Raw genomic sequence first — 22306 nt, 5'->3', positions numbered from 1 at the left:
TGCCGCGAAAGGGCCGCGGAGCGGCCCCGGCAATATTGGCTCGGATGCTAGAACCTTGGGGCTGCTTTGCAGCCCCTTCGCGGCACAAGGCCGCTCCTACAACGGCCGTATTAACCGATGAGGGTCGGTGTTGTTAGCGCCGAACAGGTTGGCTCAACTCGGAGGTTGCCCCATCGGCAGTGGTCACGGTCGCGGTAAAGCTGCGCAACCCGCCGATGTTCTCCAGCACTTGTGCGAACCGGGCTTGCCCCTGCTTGTCACTGTTCACCAGCACCTTCCCGAGGTACTGCTCCGCCTCGCTGCCATCGGCCTCGGCATTGCCAAAGAACTCCACCCGCAGCAGGCTCGACTCCGGCCCCTGTACTTCACCGCGCAACACATTGCCTTCCAGCGCAATCAGCCTTGGCGCCTGCTGGTTATGGTTGGGCAGCGGCTGGCAAGGCTTGGGCTCGCCGTTGGCATTGCAGATGATCGCCTGGTCTTTCTTCGGCAAGTCGGCGCCCACCCCGCGCGAACCTACATACAGCGCATGCGCCTGCGCAGGCACGCCAAACACGATGGCGCCGGTGCGTTGGCCCGGCACGCACGAACCGCCCGCTTCACAGCGGCGGATATCCTGGCTGTTACCCCAGATGCGGTTGCCGCTCAGGCGCGTGGCGGTAGCATCCGGTTCCGGGCGCAGTGCAACGCCGATGCGGTTGCCGTGGATCAGGTTGCCGTCGAGGATGTTGCCCTCGCCGGTGACGCTGACGCCGATCGAGTTGCCGCTGAAGGTGTTGGCCGCCAGGTAGTTGCGCTTGCCCCAGTTGATCTGCAGGCCGTCGGAGTAGTTCTCGAAGCGGTTGCGCACCACGCTGTTGTCGTTGCCCAGCAGAATCTCGATACCCTGCGAGGGTTCGGGGTTGGCCGCCGTGGAGCGGAACAGGTTGTCGGCCACCAGGTTGAATGCCGCTCCGCGGGTCAGCTCCAGGCCGTCGCCATTGTCGATCAGTTGGTTGCGCAGCACCTTGTTGTTGTTCGTGGTGGTGGCGGTGGGGTTACCCGCGCCGTCGTCACCGGTCAGCATGATGCCCGCGCCACCTTTGTTGGCGACGATGCGGTTGTCTTCGATCACGTTGCCGCTGGCGCGGTTGACCAGGATGCCGATGCAGAAGTTGCGCACTTCCAGGCCGCTCAGGTGCACGCCCTGGGTGTCGCGCAGCACCAGCCCGGGGTTGGTGGTGGTGCGCACGTTGGTGCCGAACTGGCCGGGCAGGGCGCCGGGGCAGGTACGTACGCCCTGGTCCTTGATGTAGGCCGAACCGTCGATGGCGATGTATTGGCCATCGCGGGCCCAAGGCAGGCCGGTGATGCGCACCGGGCCCTTGATTTCCGGCAGCGCACGGCTGGGGCGGATCACGTAGGGCGGCTTGCCGACGGCGGCAATGTCGATGCTGTAGTGGCCGGGGTTCTGGTTACTGGTTTCGATGGCCCAGCGCAGCGAGCCCGGTTGGTCGTCGTCAGCGTAGCGCTCGACACGCAGGGTTTCGGGGTTGGCCGGTGCGGCGGCCAGGGCGGGCAGGGGGAGCAGTGGCAGCAAGGCCACCAGCGCAGGCATCAGACGCATGGGTGCGGGTATCCGGAAAACATTGTTTTTATCGAGTGTCAGCCTGCTCTGGGCGGACGTTTGCGGGCATTTTAGGGCAGCGATGCCAGCTGCGTAGGTGCGCCGGGGTGATTTGGTGCGGTATTCGCCCGCAGTTTTACCGCTCGGCTTGTGACTGGAAAATCCGTTGAAACTCCCGGCGAGGGTAGTGGGTCCACCTTCTGTCGACACGGTTCACGTGTCTCCATTTGCAGGAGTTTTGCCATGAGCGGTACTAAAGACAAAGCGAAAGGTCTGGCCAACGAAGCAATCGGCAACGTGAAACAGGGTGTTGGCAAGGTGACCGACAACGACAAGCTGCGCGCCGAAGGCAAGGCGCAGGAGCTTAAAGGCGAGGCGCAGCAGGTCAAGGGCGATGTAAAGGATGCAGTGAAGAAGCCTTGATTTGAGGCAACCTGAACCGGCCTCTTCGCGGGCACGCCCGCTCCCACAAGTACCTGACTGTGGGAGCGGGCGTGCTCGCGAAGAGGCTGATACAGGCTTACACAATTTTGATGCATTGGCCGGGAGCAGCACAGCAGCGGTATGGTCTATTAGACTTGTCTGTTGAATCGATCGAGCGGCGAAAGGAGACGCTATGATTTTTTCCGCCCTGCAGGGCCTGCCCTTGCATCGCGTGCTGGTTCGTACCGTCAAGGAATTTCTTGATGACGAGATGTCCACCTACGCCTCCGCGCTGGCTTACCAGGCGCTGTTCTCGCTGTTCCCTTTCTTGCTGTTCCTCATTGCCCTGATTGGTTTCCTGCATTTGCCGGACTTCTTTTCGTGGCTGCGCCTGCAATCGGAACTGGTGCTGCCACCTCAGGCACTGGAACAGGTCAACCCGGTGATCGACCAGTTGCAGCAGTCCAAGGGCGGGCTGTTGTCGGTGGGTATCGTGATTGCCTTGTGGACCGCGTCGGCTGGCGTGCGCCTGATGATGAGCGCGATGAACGCTGCTTACGATGTGCCCGAAGGCCGCCCGGTGTGGAAGCGTATCCCGCTTTCCATTTTCTACACCATCGGCCTGGCTGGCATGCTGTTGGCGGCCGCAGCGCTGATGGTGCTGGGCCCGCAGGTGATGGAATGGATCGCCGCCCAGATCGGCATGCAGGAGTTCATTGTCACGCTTTGGACCATTCTGCGCTGGCCGGTGATCATCATATTGCTGATGGTGGCGGTGGCCCTGATCTACTACGTGATGCCTGACGTAAAACAGAAGTTTCGCTTCATCACCCCCGGCTCGGTGCTGGCGGTGGTGGTGTGGATCGTGGCGTCACTGGGCTTTGCCTACTACGTGAAAACCTTCGCCGACTACAACGCCATGTACGGCAGCATTGGTGCAATCATCGTGCTGTTGCTGTATTTCTATATTTCCGCCGCCGTGTTGCTGCTGGGCGCGGAGATGAATGCGGTGATCGAGCACATGTCGAGCGAGGGCAAGAACCCTGGCGAGAAGGATTTCGAAGGGCACAAGGCCCCGGAAACCATCACCGTGCTGGGCCATGAACACCCGCAACCGAGCCAGCACCAACCTTCCGAGCCGAACCCCAGATGATCCGTGACATTTTAAAGATGGGCGACGAACGCCTGCTGCGCATCGCCCCGCCAGTGCCCGAGCACATGCTCGGTACTGCCGAACTGCAGCAATTGATCGACGACATGTTCGAAACCATGCGCCATGTGGGCGGCGTAGGCCTGGCCGCGCCACAGATTGGTATCGACCTGCAGTTGGTGATTTTCGGCTTCGAGCGCAGCGAGCGCTACCCGGATGCCGAAGCGGTGCCGCAGACCATTTTGATCAACCCGGTCATCACGCCGATGTCCACTGAAGTGGAGGACGGCTGGGAAGGTTGCCTGTCGGTACCGGGCCTGCGGGGTGTGGTGCCACGCTTCAAGCATATCTGCTACGAAGGGGTCGACCCCCAGGGCAGCCCGATCAACCGCTTTGCCGACGGCTTTCATGCGCGGGTCGTGCAGCATGAGTGCGACCACCTGATCGGCCGGCTGTACCCGTCGCGTATTCAGGACTTTGCCAAGTTCGGCTACACCGAGGTGCTGTTCCCCGGGCTTGAGCTCAGCGACGACTGACCCCGCTGTAGCGCTATCAGGCGTTTGCTACGCTGGTAGCGCTGTAGGCGACCGGCCAGGGTTTGGGGCAGTTGCACGGCCATGTGGAAACCCAGGCGCGCATAAAACGGCACCAGGTCCGGGTGGCAGAACAGCCAGGTTGGTCCCTTTTCCTGTTCCAGCGCCGCCTCGATCAATTGCCCGGCCACGCCTTGGCCACGCTGCTGCGGGTCCACGAACAGTCCCGTCAACCAAAAGCCTTCACCCACCCCACTCAGGCTCAAGCCTGCAACGATGCCCGGGGCCCTTGCCACCCACAGTTCAGCGTCGCCCGCAGCCCGCATGCGCGAGCCCTGTTGGCGGTAAAAGTGGTCCAGCAGCCGGCGTTCTGTGGCCGAGAGTTTCGAGCAGTGAATATTTTTTAATGAGATGGCGGGTCCTGCCCTGAAAGCTCGCCAAAGGCTCTGGCGTGAGATTTTGCGGCCAATTTGACGCAGATTGTTGCAAATACGGCAAGGGTGAATATCCGACTTCAGGGTTCAACTATTGCGAACCGGGAGTAAAATTTTACTCATCCCCCCTGGCAGTACGAAGCGGGATCGGTACTTCGTGCCATCTTCACCGTAGATGGCAACTTCTCCGCGCCATTGACGGCATCAGAAGTCAATCGATCAGCTTGAATGCTCAAAAGGCAAACCCACATGAAACCATTACTGATTCTTGCATTGGTCGGTCTGTCCTCGTTCGCCCTTGCCGACGAGGCCCAACCTGTCTCCAGCCAGCCTGTGGCACAGCAGTACGACTACACCATGAACCTGGACATCAAACGGGTGATCAACCTCTCGACCATCCCCAATGTCTGCGAAGTGGTGCCTGCGACCATGACCTACGAAGACCACCAGGGCCAGGTGCACACCATCCAGTATCGGGCCATGGGTGAGGGTTGTCAGCAGGGTTGATCGGGCCTTGTCAAAGATTGATGGCTCTCTTGCTTCCCCAGGCTAGAGGGCCATCAGCGGTCTTACAGCTCGGCAATGTAAAATCCTGAATGAATATCGAGGAAAAAGTGCTATCTTAATTTGATAGCATTTTTCGATGAACACTCGATACCGCAAAATTCTCGACGCAATTTTCCGAACGCCGACAACGGCGTCGTTGGCTTTTTCCGAAATTGAGGCATTGATACTCCATCTCGGTGGCCAGGTGCAGGAGCGGCAAGGCTCAAGGGTCAAGCTGCTGCTTGGTGAGCACTGCTGGAGGTGTCACCGGCCTCATCCAGGTAAAGAAGCCAAGCGGTATCAGATTGAAGAAGCTCGCGAATTTCTATTACGGGCAGGGGTCAGGACATGAGTTGCATGCGCTACAAAGGCTACGCCGCTCGTATCGAGTACGACGAGCGTGATGACATTTTCGTCGGCCGTGTGCTCGGTATGCGAGACATCATCAGTTTTCACGCAAGGTCGGTGCCCGAATTGCATGAAGCGTTCCGCGATGCACTGGAGGATTACCTGGCCGATTGTGCAGAGCAGGGCATTACTCCGGAGAAGCCTGCTTCGGGTAAGGTCATGCTGAGAATTCGGCCTGAGGTTCATGCTGCGGCGAGTGTCGCTGCCCGTGCTGCCGGTAAAAGCCTGAATCAGTGGGCTGATGAGGTATTTGAACAAGCCGCGATGGCCTGAGCCACGCTGCTCTAACGCAGCGCATAGGTAATATCCTGCCGTCACTGAACAGAATAGTTACCAAGGCCTGTCGATTCCTCCGCTCTCCGTTCGACCATAGGTGAAGGCACGCCGCACTGCGTGTCAAAACCTTACGTACTGTCGGAGGCACCCCGATGAGCACCGCAGCCGAAACCGAGATCCGCCAACTGATCGAACGCTGGATGCAGGCCGTGCGCGATCGTGACATCCCCAATATCACCGCCCCCTATGCCGATGACATCGTTGCCTTCGATGCCATCCAGGCCCTGCAATTCAAAGGCAAAGCCGCCTACACGGCGCACTGGGAAATGTGCATGGGCATGTGCACCGGCCCCATGGTCTTCGAACTGGCCGAACTCACCGTACATGCCGCGGGCGACCTGGCCCTGGCCCACTGGCTGAACCGCTGCGGCCCGGGCGACGACGAAAGCCAGTGCGGCTTCATGCGCGCCACCGTGGGCTATCGTCGGAAAGGTGACCAGTGGCAGGTGATCCACGAACACTGGTCGGCGCCTTTTGACATGGAAACGCAAAAAGCCCTGTTCGATCTCAAGCCCTGAGCCGTTATCGCCAAACGCACTTTGCCGATGCCCTGGAGGCGATCATGAAATACCTGTGCCTGGTCTATTGTGACGAGGGGCTGCTGCATAGCCTGCTCGACAGCCCGGAAGACGCCGAATGCATGGCCTACGCCGAAGCCGTGCATGGCTCTGGGCGAATGCTGGCGGCCGAGGCGCTCAAGCCTGTGCAAACCGCCACCACGGTGCGGGTGCGTAACGGGCACATGAGCCTAACCGACGGCCCGTTTGCCGAAACCAAGGAGCAACTCGCCGGCTTCTATCTGGTGGAAGCCCGCGACCTGAACGAAGCGCTGAACATCGCCAAGGGCATCCCGGCGGCACGGGTCGGCAGTGTCGAGGTGCGACCGGTGCGCGAACTGCAACCCTGACAGCTACGGAGAACCATCAGCATGAGCCTTGCACACCCCGCGCAAGCACAACACGAGTTGTCCATCAGCCGCCTGATCGACGCACCGCCGGCCAAGGTGTTTCGCGCCTGGACCGAACCCCAGTGGCTGATGCAGTGGTGGGGGCCGCAGGGCATGACCACCCCGGAGTGCGAGATGCAGTTGTGGGTTGGGGGGGTATTCCGCACCCTGATGCGGGCGCCGGATGGTAGTGAATACCCGACCCAGGGCGTTTTTCTGGAAATTGCCGCGCCGCGCCGGCTGGTGTTCACCGATGCCTTTGGCCCCGGTTGGGTGCCGTCGGACAAGGCCTTCATGACTGCCGTCATCAGCTTTGACGAGGAGCAGGGCAAAACCCGCTATACCGCCCGCGCCTGGCACTGGAATGCCGCTGACTGCCGGGCCCATGAGGAAATGGGCTTCTACCAGGGCTGGGGAGAAAGCCTGGACCGCCTGGTGGAGGTGGTGACCCAGCGGATGCCCGACTGATGACGGCACTGGCGCAGGTGCGTGCCGAAGTCGAGGCCGTGTACCGGCGGGATTCGCGACGCATCCTGGCGACGTTGATCCGCCTGCTGGGTGATTTCGACCTGGCAGAGGAGGCCATGCATGATGCCTTCTTCATCGCCGTCGAGCGCTGGCAGCGCGATGGTATCCCCGATAGCCCACGGGCCTGGCTGGTTTCCACCGGGCGTTTCAAGGCCATCGATGCGTTGCGCCGACGGGCCCGTTTCGACCGCTCTCAGGCAGACCTGAGCATGCTGCTCGACGGCCAGGCACACGACCCCAGTGAAGAAGAGTTGTTGGCGGATGACCGATTGCGGCTGATCTTCACCTGCTGCCACCCGGCGCTGTCAGCCGATGCCCAGGTGCCGCTGACCCTGCGCGAAGTCTGCGACCTGACCACCGAGCAGATTGCCCGCGCCTTCCTGCAAAGCCCGGCCACCATCGCCCAGCGCATCGTCCGCGCCAAAGCCAAGATCCGCGACGCTGGCATCCCGTATCAGGTGCCGGAACTGAACGAGCTGCCCGAGCGCCTGGAGAGCGTGTTGCGGGTGATCTACCTGGTATTCAACGAAGGCTATTCGGCGTCCTCGGGCGAGTCACTGCTGCAGCAGGAACTGAGCGATGAAGCCATTCGCCTGGCGCGGCTGCTGGTGCAATTGTTGCCTGATGCGGAGGCGATCGGCCTGCTGGCCTTGATGCTGCTGCAGGCGTCCCGGCAGCAGGCGCGAACCGATGCCCACGGCAACCTGGTGGTGCTGGAACAGCAGGACCGCAGCCTGTGGGACCGGAAACGCATTGACGAGGGCTGCGAGCTGGTGCGCCAGGCCCTGCAAAGCCGGGCATTTGGCGCCTACACCGTACAGGCGGCGATCGCTGCGGTGCACGCTGAAGCAGCTACGGCACAAGAGACTGACTGGACGGAGATTGTCGGGCTGTATGACGTGTTGCAGCGGCACTGGCCGTCAGCGGTGGTGGAGCTGAACCGGGCGGTGGCGCTGGCGAAGCGGGACGGGCCGGAAGTTGGCCTGCGGGAGGTCGAAGGGATACTGGCGCGGGGGGAACTGCTGGACTATCACCTGGCGCATGCGGCGCGGGCCGAGCTGCATTATCAGCTGGGGCAGGTGGAGGAGGCGCGTGCGGCGTGGCGGCAGGCGCTGGCGCTAACCCGGCAGGCGCCGGAGCGGCGGCATATCGAACAGCGGTTGAAAGTCATCGAGTGATGTCGGCTGCGCTGGCCTTTTCGCGGGTAAACCCGCTCCCACAGGATCAGCACAGATTGAGCATTGTGCTGTACTTGTGGGAGCGGGTTTACCCGCGAAGAGGCCGGTGCGATCTACATCAATCTTCAGCTGGCGACGAAATTCGGCGGCGACACCAGCTCGACTGTCTGCTGCTTGCGCGGCGCCAGGATCTCGGCCTCACCCTGCACCACCAGCTCATTGTTCTGGTTGTACACATTGGTGGCGATGCGCACCTTGAACTTGGGCAGCTTCTCGAGAATCTCCAGGCGCACGGTCAGGGTGTCGCCAATTTTCACCGGCTTCTGGAAGCTCATCTGCTGGCCCAGGTAGATGGTGCCAGGGCCAGGCAGGGTGCAGGCCACTGCAGCACTGATCAGCGCGCCGCTGAACATGCCATGGGCAATACGCTCGCGGAACATGCTCTTGGCGGCAAACTCGGCATCCAGGTGAACCGGGTTGTGGTCACCGGACATCGCAGCAAACAGCTGGATGTCGCGTTCTTCAACGGACTTCTTGTACTCGGCCGTCTGGCCAACTTCGAGGGCTTCGTAAGGCGTGTTGGTGACCTGGGACATCGGTGCTTCCTTAAGCGTTGGGCGAGGGCGGCTATCATTCACTGCGCACAGGGCGGCCAAGGGCCAGCGCCTGTTCAAGCCAGCCGAGAATATCGGCGGTGACCTCGTCACGGTTGGTTTCGTTGAGTACTTCGTGCCGCGCCTCAGGATAGACGCGCAGCTGTACATGTCGATTGCCGGTCGCGCGCAGAGCGTCGGCCAAATGGGTGAGACGCTTGCCGGCACTGACCGGATCACATTCACCACCGATTACCAGCATGGGCAGGTTCGGATCGATCTGCGCGAGGTTACTCGGCTGGCTGATTTGCGCCAAGCCTTGGAGCAGGTCGAGCCACAGCTGGTTGCTGCAGCGAAAGCCGCACAACGGGTCGCTGACGTACAGGTCGACCTCGGCTGGGTCGCGGCTAAGCCAGTCGAACGCCGTGCGGTTGGGCTTGAACGCTTTGTTGAACGAACCGAACGACAACCATTCGATCAGCGCACTCTTGCCCTGCGGCCCCTGGCGCCAGGCCTCCAGCCTGGCAATCAGCCGCGCCACGCGATACAGCGCCGCCGGTTGGTAGTTGGAGCCACTGAGAATCGCCCCGTGAAGGCTGGCGCTGTGGTGCAGCAGGTAAGCCTGGGCGATGTAGCTGCCCATGCTGTGGCCGAACAGAAACAACGGTGTGCCCGGGAACTGCTGCCCGATGTGCTGGGCCAGCAGCCCAAGGTCGTTGACTACGGCATTCCAGCCATGATGGCGGGCGAACAGGCCGAGGCTGCCCAGCTCGGCGGTGCGCCCGTGGCCGCGCTGGTCGGCAGCGAACAGGGCAAAGCCTGCCTCGCTCAGGGCACGGCCCAGGCGCTGGTAGCGCCCGGCATGCTCGGCCATGCCATGGGCCAGCAGCACCACGGCTTTTACCGGTGTGGCCGGCAGCCATTGGTGCACGTGCAGGCTGCAGTGCTCGCTGGCGGGTAGCCAGAAGGCGTCGTGGGGCATGGCGGGTCCTTGTGCGCGCGGTTCCCGAACAGTGTATGCACAACCGGCCGGATTGCAGGAAGGGCACAAATAAGATTCACAATGTTAATGGCGGCACTTGGCGTATATGCCGCCTTGGGCTTACCTGCTAACGTCGGATCAACGCCTTTTCGCCAGCAGGCGATCAGGTAAAGGACTAAAGGACGCAGTGCAGGTCCAGGCAGAGGAACAATAATAAATGCAAGCCGACTTCTGGAATGACAAGCGCCCGGCGGGCGTGCCTTCCACCATCGACATCAATGCCTACACCTCGGTCGTCGAGGTGTTCGAGCGCTCCTGCAAGCGCTTTGCCGACCGCCCGGCGTTCAGCAACCTGGGCGTGACCCTGACCTACGCGGAGCTGGAGCGACATTCGGCAGCATTTGCTGCCTGGTTGCAGCAGCACACCGACCTCAAGCCGGGCGACCGCATCGCGGTGCAGATGCCCAACGTGCTGCAATACCCGATCGCCGTCTTTGGTGCCATGCGCGCCGGCTTGATCGTGGTCAACACCAACCCGCTGTACACCGAGCGCGAAATGCGCCACCAGTTCAAGGACAGTGGCGCACGTGCGCTGGTGTACCTGAACATGTTTGGCAAGCGTGTGCAGGAGGTGCTGCCCGATACTGGCATCGAGTACCTGATCGAGGCGAAGATGGGCGACCTGTTGCCCGCCGCCAAGGGCTGGCTGATCAACACCGTGGTCGACAAGCTGAAGAAGATGGTACCGGCCTACCAGCTGCCCCAGGCGATATCGTTCAAGCAGGTGCTGCGCCAAGGCCGCGAGCAGTCGCCCAAACCGGTGCCGTTGAGCCTGGACGACATTGCCGTGCTGCAGTACACCGGCGGCACCACTGGCCTGGCCAAGGGCGCCATGCTCACCCATGGCAACCTGGTGGCCAACATGTTGCAGGTGCTCGCCTGCTTCTCGCAGCACGGCCCCGACGGGCAGAAGCTGCTCAAGGACGGCCAGGAGGTGATGATCGCGCCGCTGCCGCTGTACCACATCTATGCCTTCACTGCGAACTGCATGTGCATGATGGTCACCGGCAACCACAACGTCCTGATCACCAACCCACGTGACATCCCCGGCTTCATCAAGGAGCTGGGCAAGTGGCGTTTCTCGGCGCTGTTGGGGCTGAACACCCTGTTTGTCGCGCTGATGGACCACCCCGGTTTCCGCCAGCTGGATTTCTCGGCGCTGAAGGTCACCAACTCCGGCGGCACGGCGCTGGTCAAGGCCACTGCCGAACGCTGGGAGGCCCTTACCGGGTGCCGCATTGTCGAAGGCTACGGCCTGACAGAAACCTCGCCGGTGGCCAGCACCAACCCCTATGGCCAGCTGGCGCGCCTGGGCACCGTGGGCATCCCGGTGGCGGGTACCGCGTTCAAGGTTATCGACGATGACGGCAACGAATTGCCGCTGGGCGAGCGGGGCGAGTTGTGCATCAAGGGCCCGCAGGTGATGAAGGGTTACTGGCAGCAGCCTGAGGCCACTGCTCAAGCGCTGGATGCGGACGGCTGGTTCAAGACCGGGGATATCGCGGTGATCGACCCGGACGGTTTCACCCGCATCGTCGACCGCAAGAAGGACATGATTATCGTCTCGGGCTTCAACGTGTACCCCAACGAGATCGAGGACGTGGTGATGGGCCACCCCAAGGTTGCCAACTGTGCAGCCATCGGCGTGCCGGACGAGCGCTCAGGCGAGGCGGTGAAGCTGTTTGTGGTGCCGCGCGAGGGCGGGGTGAGCGTGGATGAGCTCAAGGCCTACTGCAAAGCCAACTTCACCGGCTACAAGGTACCCAAGCACATCGTGCTGCGTGATTCGTTGCCGATGACGCCGGTGGGCAAGATCCTGCGGCGGGAGTTGCGGGACATAGCTTGAGTCTATGTTGGCTGTTTCGCGGGTGAACCCGCTCCCACAGGTACTGCACAGCCTCCAAGCTTTGTGCGGTCCCCTGTGGCAGCGGGTTCACCCGCGAATGCCTTGAAGGTGGTCTAACAGGCCTGTTTCAGCCTGATCTGCGACATTTTGGTTAAAAACTCTAAAAATGACCTGTATTGTTCATTGAGTCATTTTTGTGACTGCAAGGCCTGTTTTGGCCTCTAGGCGACCCCAGGCAAAGCTGTTACTCTCGGCCCGCTTTCAGACGATCCGGTTTGCAACGAACCGCCGTCTCATATCAATAATAAGCGCATCGACGCGCCAATCGAACTTCGCTGTTGCTGAAGGAGTGGGCTTCCATGATCGAAAATTTTTGGAAGGATAAGTACCCAGCCGGGATTACGGCGGAAATCAATCCTGACGAATTCCCCAATATCCAGGCAGTACTCAAGCAATCCTGCCAACGCTTTGCCGACAAACCGGCCTTTAGCAACCTGGGCAAGACTATCACTTATGGCGAGCTGTATGCGCTGTCGGGGGCGTTTGCCGCCTGGCTGCAGCAGCATACCGACCTCAAGCCCGGTGACCGCATTGCCGTGCAACTGCCCAACGTCATGCAATACCCGGTCGCGGTCTTCGGTGCCATGCGTGCCGGGTTGATCGTGGTCAACACCAACCCGCTGTATACCGCGCGGGAGATGGAACACCAGTTCAACGACTCCGGCGCCAAGGCCTTGGTGTGCCTGGCGAACATGGCTCACCTGGCCGAGAAGGTGGTACCCAAGACTCAGGTCAGGCACGTCATCGTCACCGAAGTGGCCGACCTGCTGCCGCCGCTCAAACGCCTGCTGATCAATAGCGTGATCAAGTACGTGAAGAAGATGGTGCCGGCCTACAGCCTGCCGCAGGCCGTGCGCTTCAACGACGCCCTGGCCCTGGGCAAGGGCCAGCCGGTGACCGAGGCCAACCCGCAGGCCAACGACGTGGCCGTGCTGCAGTACACCGGTGGCACCACCGGCGTGGCCAAGGGCGCTATGCTGACCCACCGCAACCTGGTGGCCAACATGCTGCAGTGCCGTGCACTGATGGGCTCTAACCTGCATGAAGGCTGCGAAATCCTCATCACCCCGCTGCCGCTGTACCACATCTACGCCTTCACCTTCCATTGCATGGCGATGATGCTGATCGGCAACCACAACGTGCTTATCAGCAACCCGCGTGACCTGCCGGCCATGGTCAAGGAACTGGGCAAGTGGAAGTTCAGCGGCTTTGTCGGCCTTAACACCCTGTTCGTTGCCCTGTGCAACAACGAGGCGTTCCGTGCGCTGGACTTCTCGTCGTTGAAAATCACCCTGTCGGGCGGCATGGCCCTGCAATTGAGCGTGGCCGAGCGCTGGAAGGCCGTTACCGGCTGCGCCATATGCGAAGGGTACGGTATGACCGAAACCAGCCCGGTGGCAGCGGTGAACCCAGCAGAAGCGAACCAGGTGGGTACCATTGGCATTCCGGTGCCATCGACCTTGTGCAAGATCATCGACGACGCCGGCAACGAGCTACCGCTGGGCGAGGTGGGCGAGTTGTGCGTCAAGGGCCCGCAGGTGATGAAGGGCTACTGGCAGCGCGAAGACGCCACCGCCGAGATCCTCGACAGCGAAGGCTGGTTGAAGACCGGCGATATCGCCCTGATCCAGGCCGACGGTTACATGCGCATCGTAGACCGCAAGAAGGACATGATCCTGGTCTCGGGCTTCAACGTGTACCCTAACGAGCTGGAAGACGTGTTGGCGGCCTTGCCAGGTGTGCTGCAGTGCGCAGCCATTGGTGTGCCGGACGAGAAGTCGGGTGAAGTGATCAAGGTGTTCATCGTGGTCAAGCCGGGCATGACCGTGACCAAGGAGCAGGTGATGGAGCACATGCGTGCCAACGTTACCGGCTACAAGGTGCCGCGCCTGATCGAGTTCCGCGATTCGTTGCCGACCACCAACGTGGGCAAGATCCTGCGCCGCGAGCTGCGCGATGAAGAGCTCAAGAAGCAGGGCTTGAAGAAGATCGCCTGACGCCCCGCCAGCGCGGTCCCTGTAGGAGCAGCCTTGTGCTGCGAAAGGGCCGCGAAGCGGCCCCAGCAATTTCAGCATTCCGGCTGAGACCCTGGGGCCGCTTTGCGGCCCTTTCGCGGCACAAGGCCGCTCCTACAGAGGTTGCACCGCTTTCAGGCTCAGCGCAGTTTTTCCAGCATCTGGTAGTACCACATCCCCGCCGCCAGCAGTGGGTTGCCCAGCAAATCCCCCATCGGCACCCGCACATGCTTGCACTGGGCAAAGGTGTCGAACTTTTCCAGTGTCCCGGTCAACGCTTCGGCCATGATCTCGCCCATGATGTGGCTGGTGGCAATGCCGTGCCCCGAATAACCCTGGCAGTACCACACGTTGTCCGACAGCTTGCCCAGCTGCGGGATCCGGTTGACCACGATCCCCATGGCGCAGCTCCACTGGAACTCGATGGGCACGCCTTTGAGGGCCGGGAAGGTGCGTTCGATGCACGGGCGCAGTTCGCCTTCGATGTCGCGTGAATCCTTCCCCGAGTAGTTGGCGCCGCCCCCGAACAGCAGGCGCTTGTCGGCGGTCAGGCGGTAATAATCGAGCACGAAGCGGCAGTCGTACACCGCCAGGTCCTTCGGGTTGATCTGCTCGGCCAGCTCACCCAGCGGCGCGGTGGTGACGATGCCGCCCATGGCCGGGAATATCTTGCCCTTGAGCTGGCGCTTTTCCAGTTTGTGGTACACATCGCCGGCCAGCATCACCTGGCGTGCCTCGACCCGGCCATGGGCGGTAACCACCGCCGGGCGCGGGCCGTGGACGATGTCCAGCACCTCGGAGTTCTCGAAGATAAGCGCACCCAGGCTGTGGGCAGCGCGGGCCTCACCCAGGCACAGGTTAAGCGGGTGCAGGTGCAGGTTGCGCAGGTTCTTCAACGCGCCCAGGTACAGCGGGCTCTGCAGGTGCTCGGCCACTGCCGCGCGGTCGAGCAATTGCACCTGCTCGCCCATGCCGCGGCGGCGGGCCTCGGCCTCGAAGGCACGCAGCTCGTCCATGTGCGAGGGCTTCATCGCCGCATGCAGGTGGCCGTGCTTGAGGTCGCAGTCGATGCCATAGCGCGCCACGCGCTGTTCGATCACCTGGTGCCCGCGCCAGCGCAGGTGCCAGATGAAATCGTCGACGTCGGCGCCCAGGTGGCTACGCATCTGCGTGCGCATGGCCTCGTCGCCCGACAGGCTGCCGGTGACCTGGCCGCCATTGCGCCCGCTGGCGCCCCAGCCGATGCGGTTGGTTTCGACGATAGCCACCTTCAGGCCTCGCTCGGCCAGCTCCACCGCCGTGGCGACGCCGGTGAAGCCGCCACCGATGATGGCCACGTCCACCTGCACCGTGCCCTTGAGTTGCGGGTACTCGGTGTGGTCGTTGAGGGTGGCGCTGTAGTAGGACGGCGCACGTTGCGCCGGGCCTTTGTTGAATGCTGCGTTCATGGGTGTTCCTTGTTATGTAGGGGCTCAGGCCTGGTGCAGGTACCAGCGCCAGTCCTGCTCGCTGACTTCGGCCATGAACTGGCGGTACTCGGCGCGTTTGACCTTCAGGTACACGCCAAGGAAGTCTTCGCCCAATGCTTCGCGGGCCCAATGGGAATGTTGCAGGGCATCGAGGGCAGTCAGCCAGTCGGTGGGCAGGTGTTCGGTGGCCTGGGCATAGCCGTTGCCTTCCACCGGTGCGCCCGGGTCCAGCTGTTCGCGGATGCCCCGGTGGCTGGCGGCGAGAATGGCCGCTGCGGCCAGGTAGGGGTTGGCATCGGCGCCGCAAATGCGGTGTTCCACATGCCGGCTGTTGGCCGGGCCGCCTGGCACACGCAGGCTCACGGTGCGGTTGTCCACGCCCCAGGTCGGCGCCAGCGGCGCATAGCTGTTGGCCTGGAAGCGGCGGAACGAGTTGGCGTTGGGGCAGAACAGCAGCAGCGAGTCGCGCAGGTGGCGCAGCATGCCGGCCACAGCCTGGCGCAGCAGCGGGGTGCCGGCTTTGTCTTCACTGGCGAACAGGTTGTTGCCCGCACTGTCGGCCAGGCTCAGATGCATGTGCATGCCGGTACCGGCCAGGTTGGCAAACGGCTTGGCCATGAAGCAGGCCTGCATGCCGTGGGCATGGGCCACGCCTTTCACCAGGCGCTTGTAGCGCACGGCCTGGTCCATCGCCTGCAGCGCATCGCCGTGCTCCAGGGTGATTTCCACCTGGCCTGGGGCGTATTCCGAAATGGCGGTACGCGCCGGAATGCCTTGGGCCTTGCAGGCGGCGTACAGGTCGGCAAGAAACGGTTCGATCTGCTCCAGTTCACGCAGGCCATAGACCTGAGTGGCGCGCGGGCGGCCACCGTCGTTGTCCAGCGCCGGTTGCGGGCGGCCTTGGGCATCGCGTTGCTGGTCGAGCAGGAAGAATTCCAGCTCGCAGGCCATTACCGGGTGGTAGCCGTCGGCTTTCAGCGCTTCGATGGTGCGCAGCAGCACATGACGCGGGTCGGCGATGCTGGCCGGCAGGCCTTCGCTCGGGTGCATGCTGACCTGCACGGCAGCGGTTGGCACCCGGCGCCAGGGCAAGCGCACCAGGCTGCCTTCAAGCGGGTAGGCGCGGCAGTCGATGTCGCCCACGTCCCACACCAGGCCCGAGTTTTCTACGTCGTCACCGTTCAGGGTCAGGCCGAGGATGGTGCTGGGCAGCGGCCGGCCGGTCTGGTAAACGGCCAGCAGTTCCTCGCGGTGCAACAGCTTGCCGCGCGGTACGCCGTTGGCGTCGAGGATAAAGAGCTCGAACAGCTCGATATCGGGGTTTTCGGCCAGGAAACGGGAAGCCTGCTCTACGGGTGCAAAGTGCATGATTGATTCGCTCACGGGCGCACAGGGCCACCGCACAAGCAGGCGGCCCAGTTGAGTCAAACGGCCAGAAGGAGGCCGGGTTTGGTCACAATGGCGTGAGCGAGGTGTCCGGTGGGCGCGCGTGGCGGCAGTGCCACAAAGCCCAGAAGGCGAGGATGATGTGAACCAGCGGATTTTCCCCGGCGCGGCTCCGGGCCTTCGGGAGCGAAGGGCGGGAGGACGGTGGCGCGATGGGCTGGACGGGAGTCATGCCTTTGATACTCACATGCGGCGTAAGGTTGATTAAAGCAGTGAATGGCAACCTTTACATATGCCCTTGCTAAACTTTCAGCCGCTACGCGATCCCTGTAGGAGCGGCCTTGTGCCGCGAATGGGCCGCAAAGCGGCCCCGGCAATGTGTGCTGGGGCGCAAATCCTGGGGCTGCTGCCGCAGCCCATCGCGGCACAAGGCCGCTCCTACAGGGACCGTGCCAGCCTGGACAGCAAAGTAGGCCCAAATCTGCGACAATCGCGCATCCTTCGAATGCCGATCATGAAAAAGCAGGCTCACCTGCATCACTAAAAAGCCCCATGACTGACCACGCCATCGACAAACTGCTGCAAAACCTCGACCACGCCATGATCGCCGACCGCCATCGCCTGCGCCGGCAGCTGCACGAACTGCGCAAGCGCCCCGACGAGGCGAAGCTGGCGCAGTGGGTGGAAAAGGTCCAGGACTCCTGCGCCCAGGTCACCGCGCGCCAGCAGAGCGTGCCGACCGTGCGCTACGACGACAACCTGCCGATCGCCGCCAAGCGTGATGAAATCAAGAAGGCCCTGGCCGAAAACCAGGTGCTGGTGATCGCCGGCGAAACCGGGTCGGGCAAGACCACCCAGCTGCCGAAAATCTGCCTGGAGCTGGGCCGTGGCAGCCATGGCCTGATCGCCCACACCCAGCCGCGCCGGATCGCCGCGCGCAGCGTGGCGGCGCGGGTCGCCGAGGAGCTGGGCACGCCGCTGGGCGGGCTGGTCGGCTACCAGGTGCGGTTCGAAGACCAGAGCGATTCCAACACCCTGGTCAAGCTGATGACCGACGGCATCCTGCTGGCCGAAACCCAGCACGACCGCCTGCTGGAGCGCTACGACACCATCATTGTCGACGAAGCCCACGAGCGCAGCCTGAACATCGACTTCCTGCTCGGCTACCTGAAGACCCTGCTGCATCGTCGGCCGGACCTGAAGCTGATCATCACCTCGGCGACCATCGACCTGGAGCGCTTCTCCAGGCACTTCGATAACGCGCCAATCATCGAGGTGTCCGGGCGCACCTTCCCGGTAGAAACCTGGTACCGCCCGCTGACCAGCGAGCAGGACGAGGAAGGCAACCAGATCGAAGACGACCTCACCGTCGACCAGGCTATCCTCGCCACCCTGGATGAGCTGGCGCACCATGAGCGCAGTGAGGGCAAGGGCCCGGGCGATGTGCTGATCTTTTTGCCGGGCGAGCGGGAAATCCGCGATGCCGCCGAGATTTTGCGCAAGGCGCAGCTGCGCCACACCGAGATTTTGCCGTTGTACGCGCGCCTGTCGCCGGCCGAGCAGCAGCGCATCTTCCAACCGCACACCGGGCGCCGCGTGGTGCTGGCCACCAACGTTGCCGAAACCTCGCTGACCGTGCCTGGCATCCGCTACGTGATCGACACCGGTACCGCGCGCATCAGCCGCTACAGCTACCGCGCCAAGGTGCAGCGCCTGCCCATCGAGGCGGTGTCCCAAGCCAGTGCCAACCAGCGTAAAGGCCGCTGCGGCCGGGTCGAGCCCGGCATCTGCGTACGCCTGTACAGCGAAGAAGATTTCAACAGCCGGCCCGCGTTCACCGACCCTGAGATCCTGCGCACCAACCTGGCGGCGGTGATCCTGCAGATGCTGCACCTGCGCCTGGGCGCGATCGATGCCTTCCCGTTCATCGAGCCGCCGGATGGCAAGGCCATCAGCGATGGCTTCAACCTGTTGCAAGAGCTGTCGGCGGTCAACCGCGAGAACCAGCTGACCCCGATCGGCCGCCAGCTGGCGCGCCTGCCGGTGGACCCACGGCTGGGCCGCATGCTGCTTGAAGGCGCACGCCTGGGCAGCTTGCAGGAAGTGCTGATCGTCACCAGTGCGCTGTCGGTGCAGGACCCGCGCGAACGCCCGCCGGAGCGCCAGCAGGCCGCCGACCAGGCCCACGCACAGTGGAAGGACGTGGACTCCGACTTCGCCGCGCTGGTCAACCTGTGGCGTGGTTTCGAAGAGCAGCGCCAGGCGCTGACGGCCAACCCGCTGCGCAACTGGTGCCGCAAGAACTTCCTGAATTACCTGCGCCTGCGTGAATGGCGCGATGCCCACCGCCAGCTGGCACTGATCTGCCGTGAGCTGCAGTTGACGGTGAACAAGGAACCGTCCGACTACCTGAAGATGCACAAGGCCATCCTCAGTGGCCTGCTGAGCCAGATCGGCCAGAAGACCGAAGAGGGCGACTACCAGGGTGCCCGCCAACGGCGCTTCTGGGTACACCCGTCGTCGGGCCTGGGGCGCAAGCGCCCGCAGTGGGTAATGGCCGCCGAACTGGTCGAGACCACCAAGCTGTATGCGCGCATGGTGGCCAAGATCGAGCCGGACTGGATCGAGCCGCTGGCCGGCCACCTGGTCAAGAAGAACCACTTTGAACCGCACTGGGAGAAAAAGCGCGGGCAGGTGGTGGCCTATGAGCAGATCACCTTGTACGGCCTGATTCTGGTTGGCCGCCGCCCGGTGCACTACGGCCCGATCGACCCGGTTACCTCGCGCGAGCTGTTTATCCGCGAAGGCCTGGTGGGGGGCGAAATCCAGTCGCGAGCCAAGTGCCTGACTGCCAACAAACGCCTGCTTGAGGAGCTTGACGAGCTGGAGGCAAAGGCCCGCCGGCGCGACATCCTGGCCGACGAAGAAACGCTGTACGCCTTCTACGAAGCGCGCCTGCCGGCGGAAATCCACCAGACCGCGACCTTCGACAGCTGGTACCGCATGGGCAGCCAGAAGGACGCCAACCTGCTGATCATGCGCGAGGAAGACGTGCTGGCCCGCGAGGCCAGCGAAGTGACCGCAGCGCAGTACCCCGACAGCATGCAGGTGGGCGAGCTGCGCCTGCCGCTGAGCTACCATTTCGAGCCCGGCCACCCGCGTGACGGCGTGACTGTGCGGGTGCCGGCACCGCTGTTGCCAAGCCTGCCCGGTGAACGCCTGGAATGGCTGGTGCCGGGCCTGCTGGAAGCCAAGTGCGTGGCGCTGGTGCGCAACCTGCCAAAGGCCCTGCGCAAGAACTTCGTGCCGGTGCCGGACTTCGTCAAGGCCTCGCTGGCGCGCATGACGTTCGGCCAAGGGGCGCTGCCGCAGGCCCTGGGCCAGGAGCTGTTGCGCATGACCGGTGCGCGGGTGTCCGATGAGGCCTGGGACGAATCGGTCAAGCTGGTCGAAGGCCACCTGCGGATGAACATCGAAGTGGTCGATGGCCAAGGCAAGTTCCTTGGCGAAGGCCGCGACCTGGCCGAGCTGACCGCCCGCTTTGCCGCTGCCAGCCAGGCAGCGCTGGCTGTGCCGCGTGATGCCAAAAGCGAACAGCCGGTACAGGCCAAAGCCTTCAGCGAAGTGAAACAGACCGCCCAGCAGAAGATTGCCGGCCTGTCGATGACCGTGTACCCGGCGCTGGTCGAAGACAACGGCACCGTGCGCGAAGGGCGCTTCTCGACCCAGGCCGAAGCCGAGTTCCAGCACCGCCGCGCGTTGCAACGGCTGTTGCTGCAGCAACTGGCCGAGCCGGCCAAGTTCCTGCGCGGCAAGCTGCCGGGGCTGACCGAACTGGGCCTGCTGTACCGTGACATGGGCCGGGTCGAGGCGCTGGTCGAAGACATTCTGCTGGCCAGCCTGGACAGCTGCATTCTCGAGGGAGAACAACCACTGCCTCGTGATGGCGCGGCCCTGGCCGGGCTGGCTGAACGCAAGCGCGGCAGCTGGGCCGAGCATGCCGAGCGCCTGGCGCGGCTGACGTTGGAGGTGCTTAAGCTCTGGCATGGCCTGCAGAAGCGCTTCAAGGGCAAGATCGACCTGAGCCAGGCGGTGGCGCTGAACGACATCAAGCAGCAGCTAAGCAACCTGGTGTACCCGGGCTTTGTGCGCGAAACGCCTGCGGCGTGGTTCAAGGAGCTGCCACGCTACCTCAAGGCGGTGGAACTGCGCCTGGAGAAGCTGGGTTCGCAAGTACAGAAGGACCGGGTCTGGTCCGGCGAACTGGCCAACCTGTGGGCGCAGTACAAGGCCCGTGCCGACAAGCATGCCCAAGAGGGCAAGCGTGATGAGCAACTGGCTTTGTACCGTTGGTGGCTGGAGGAATATCGGGTGTCGTTGTTTGCCCAGCAGTTGGGGACCAAGGTGCCGATTTCTGACAAGCGACTGAGCAAACAGTGGAGTCAGGTGGAAGGCTAAACTTCTACAGTTGTGGCAATATTGGTGCAATTTGGGGCCGCTTTGCGGCCCTTCGCGGGCACGCCCGCTCCCACAGGGGTGAGCGTACACCCCTGAATTGGCACTAAAGTGCCATTAACCTGCCATATTTCCAGCCAGCGCCCCGTGGCGATGGCCTTTGACCAGAGGAACGACCGTGCATAACGTCGTGATCAGCGGCACCGGCCTGTTTACCCCGGCCCAGAGCATTTCCAACGAAGAACTGGTGGCCTCCTTCAACGCCTGGTCGCAGCAATTCAACCAGGACAACGCCGCCGCCATCGAGCGCGGTGAAGTCGAAGCGGCGCCGGTGTCCGACGCGGCATTCATCGAAAAGGCCTCGGGCATCAAGAGCCGCTTCGTCATGGACAAGGCCGGCATCCTCGACCCCCAGCGCATGAAGCCACGCCTGCCAGAGCGTTCCAACGACGAACCGTCGGTGCTCTGCGAAATGGCCGTGGCCGCCGCTCGCCAGGCCTTGGAGCGCGCCGGCCGCACGGCTGCCGATGTCGACGGGGTGATCGTCGCCTGCTCCAACTTGCAGCGCCCATACCCGGCCATTGCTATCGAAGTACAACAGGCGCTGGGCATCCAGGGCTTTGCCTTCGACATGAACGTGGCCTGCTCGTCGGCCACCTTCGGCATCCAGACCGCCGCCAACAGTGTGGCCCTGGGCCAGGCGCGCGCGGTACTGATGGTCAACCCGGAGGTGTGCACTGGCCACCTGAACTTCCGTGACCGTGACAGCCACTTCATTTTCGGTGATGCCGCCACGGCGGTGCTGATCGAGCGTGCCGACCAGGCCACCTCGGCGCATCAGTTCGACATCGTCAGCAGCAAGTTGTGGACCGAGTTTTCCAACAACATCCGCAACAACTTCGGCTTCCTCAACCGTGCGGCGGAAGAGGGTGAGGGTGCGGCAGACAAACTGTTCATCCAGGAAGGCCGCAAGGTGTTCCGCGAGGTGTGCCCGAAAGTGGCCGAGCTGATCGGTGAGCACCTGCAGGAAAACGGCCTGCAACCGAGCGATGTGAAGCGCTTCTGGCTGCACCAGGCGAACCTCAGCATGAACCACCTGATCGTCAAGAAGCTGCTGGGGCGTGAAGTGGCCGAGGAGGATGCACCGGTGATTCTCGACCGTTATGCCAACACCAGTTCGGCGGGGTCGGTGATTGCCTTCCACCTGTACCAGGATGACCTGGCCAAGGGCTCGCTGGGCGTGTTGAGTTCGTTTGGTGCGGGGTATTCGATTGGTAGCGTGATTCTGCGCAAGCGTTGATTGCTTGATCTGATCCGAGATAGCCGGGGCCGCTTTGCGGCCCATTCGCAGC

The 22306-nt window shown here is 62.8% G+C and carries 20 protein-coding genes; 14 read left to right on the top strand and 6 right to left on the bottom strand.

Going from position 1 to position 22306, the window contains the following annotated elements:
• Nucleotides 1-133: 133 nt before the first annotated feature.
• Nucleotides 134-1606, bottom strand: a complete 1473-nt coding sequence (locus E8E78_RS27565) for a NosD domain-containing protein (RefSeq protein ID WP_049276573.1) — start codon at nt 1604-1606, stop codon at nt 134-136.
• A gap of 243 nt (nt 1607-1849) precedes the next feature.
• Between E8E78_RS27565 and E8E78_RS27560 the strand changes: the two genes are divergently transcribed.
• From E8E78_RS27560 to def, 3 genes are all read left to right on the top strand, one after another.
• A complete protein-coding gene (locus E8E78_RS27560; RefSeq protein ID WP_016498416.1) occupies nt 1850-2029 on the top strand; it encodes a CsbD family protein in 180 nt (59 codons plus the stop codon).
• Nucleotides 2030-2222: 193 nt separating this feature from the next.
• Nucleotides 2223-3182, top strand: a complete 960-nt coding sequence (locus E8E78_RS27555) for a YihY/virulence factor BrkB family protein (protein ID WP_016498417.1) — start codon at nt 2223-2225, stop codon at nt 3180-3182.
• Nucleotides 3179-3715, top strand: a complete 537-nt coding sequence (def, locus tag E8E78_RS27550; RefSeq protein WP_016498418.1) for a peptide deformylase — start codon at nt 3179-3181, stop codon at nt 3713-3715. The genes E8E78_RS27555 and def overlap by 4 nt, the downstream gene beginning before the upstream one ends.
• Here the strand turns inward: def and E8E78_RS27545 are convergent.
• Nucleotides 3670-4074: a GNAT family N-acetyltransferase gene (locus E8E78_RS27545; RefSeq protein WP_162838447.1), complete on the bottom strand. Its 405-nt coding sequence runs from the start codon at nt 4072-4074 to the stop codon at nt 3670-3672. The two genes, def and E8E78_RS27545, sit on opposite strands and share 46 nt — an antisense overlap.
• Before the next feature lie 321 nt (nt 4075-4395).
• On the opposite strand from E8E78_RS27545, the gene E8E78_RS27540 reads away from it, so the two are divergent.
• From E8E78_RS27540 to E8E78_RS27510, 7 genes are all read left to right on the top strand, one after another.
• Entirely contained in the window at nt 4396-4653 is a 258-nt protein-coding gene (locus tag E8E78_RS27540) for a DUF2790 domain-containing protein (protein ID WP_041167635.1), read from the top strand.
• Between the two features lie 136 nt (nt 4654-4789).
• Nucleotides 4790-5044 carry a type II toxin-antitoxin system HicA family toxin gene (locus E8E78_RS27535; RefSeq protein ID WP_080889178.1) on the top strand — a complete coding sequence of 85 codons (255 nt, stop codon included), beginning with the start codon at nt 4790-4792 and terminating at the stop codon, nt 5042-5044.
• Nucleotides 5041-5373, top strand: a complete 333-nt coding sequence (locus E8E78_RS27530; RefSeq protein WP_016498421.1) for a type II toxin-antitoxin system HicB family antitoxin — start codon at nt 5041-5043, stop codon at nt 5371-5373. Before E8E78_RS27535 ends, E8E78_RS27530 begins: the two co-directional genes overlap by 4 nt.
• Before the next feature lie 155 nt (nt 5374-5528).
• Nucleotides 5529-5954 carry a nuclear transport factor 2 family protein gene (locus E8E78_RS27525; protein WP_016498422.1) on the top strand — a complete coding sequence of 142 codons (426 nt, stop codon included), beginning with the start codon at nt 5529-5531 and terminating at the stop codon, nt 5952-5954.
• A 44-nt stretch (nt 5955-5998) separates the two neighbouring features.
• On the top strand, nt 5999-6343 hold the full coding sequence (locus tag E8E78_RS27520; RefSeq protein ID WP_049276575.1) for a YciI family protein: 345 nt from the start codon (nt 5999-6001) through the stop codon (nt 6341-6343).
• Between the two features lie 21 nt (nt 6344-6364).
• Entirely contained in the window at nt 6365-6850 is a 486-nt protein-coding gene (locus tag E8E78_RS27515; RefSeq protein ID WP_049276576.1) for an SRPBCC family protein, read from the top strand.
• A complete protein-coding gene (locus tag E8E78_RS27510) occupies nt 6850-8088 on the top strand; it encodes an RNA polymerase sigma factor (protein WP_049276577.1) in 1239 nt (412 codons plus the stop codon). The genes E8E78_RS27515 and E8E78_RS27510 overlap by 1 nt, the downstream gene beginning before the upstream one ends.
• Nucleotides 8089-8213: 125 nt before the next feature.
• Here the strand turns inward: E8E78_RS27510 and E8E78_RS27505 are convergent, their stop codons facing one another.
• Together E8E78_RS27505 and E8E78_RS27500 are read right to left on the bottom strand one after the other, a co-directional pair.
• Nucleotides 8214-8684, bottom strand: a complete 471-nt coding sequence (locus E8E78_RS27505) for a MaoC family dehydratase (RefSeq protein WP_049276578.1) — start codon at nt 8682-8684, stop codon at nt 8214-8216.
• 34 nt (nt 8685-8718) lie between these two features.
• A complete protein-coding gene (locus E8E78_RS27500) occupies nt 8719-9663 on the bottom strand; it encodes an alpha/beta hydrolase (protein WP_049276579.1) in 945 nt (314 codons plus the stop codon).
• A gap of 217 nt (nt 9664-9880) precedes the next feature.
• Here E8E78_RS27500 and fadD2 point away from each other — a divergent pair, with 217 nt between their 5' ends.
• Nucleotides 9881-11569 (top strand): long-chain-fatty-acid--CoA ligase FadD2, encoded by a 1689-nt coding sequence (fadD2, locus tag E8E78_RS27495; RefSeq protein WP_049276580.1) that lies wholly within the window; start codon nt 9881-9883, stop codon nt 11567-11569.
• Between the two features lie 359 nt (nt 11570-11928).
• Nucleotides 11929-13626: a long-chain-fatty-acid--CoA ligase FadD1 gene (gene fadD1, locus E8E78_RS27490; protein WP_016498428.1), complete on the top strand. Its 1698-nt coding sequence runs from the start codon at nt 11929-11931 to the stop codon at nt 13624-13626.
• Nucleotides 13627-13784: 158 nt separating this feature from the next.
• Here fadD1 and E8E78_RS27485 read toward each other — a convergent pair whose 3' ends face one another.
• Together E8E78_RS27485 and E8E78_RS27480 are read right to left on the bottom strand one after the other, a co-directional pair.
• Nucleotides 13785-15092, bottom strand: a complete 1308-nt coding sequence (locus tag E8E78_RS27485) for an FAD-binding oxidoreductase (RefSeq protein WP_049276581.1) — start codon at nt 15090-15092, stop codon at nt 13785-13787.
• 24 nt (nt 15093-15116) lie between these two features.
• Nucleotides 15117-16481, bottom strand: coding sequence for a glutamine synthetase family protein (locus E8E78_RS27480; protein WP_049276585.1), 1365 nt, complete (start codon nt 16479-16481; stop codon nt 15117-15119).
• A gap of 570 nt (nt 16482-17051) precedes the next feature.
• Here E8E78_RS27480 and hrpA point away from each other — a divergent pair.
• Entirely contained in the window at nt 17052-20957 is a 3906-nt protein-coding gene (gene hrpA, locus E8E78_RS27475; protein WP_049273340.1) for an ATP-dependent RNA helicase HrpA, read from the top strand.
• 175 nt (nt 20958-21132) lie between these two features.
• Nucleotides 21133-22254 (top strand): beta-ketoacyl-ACP synthase III, encoded by a 1122-nt coding sequence (locus E8E78_RS27470; protein WP_049277974.1) that lies wholly within the window; start codon nt 21133-21135, stop codon nt 22252-22254.
• The last annotated feature ends 52 nt before the right edge of the window (nt 22255-22306 follow it).

The organism is Pseudomonas sp. BN505 (assembly GCF_029873175.1).
In the GTDB taxonomy this organism is placed as follows: domain Bacteria; phylum Pseudomonadota; class Gammaproteobacteria; order Pseudomonadales; family Pseudomonadaceae; genus Aquipseudomonas; species Aquipseudomonas putida.
Note: the sequence above shows the minus strand (reverse complement) of the source record. Positions and strands in the feature narration are given on the sequence as shown.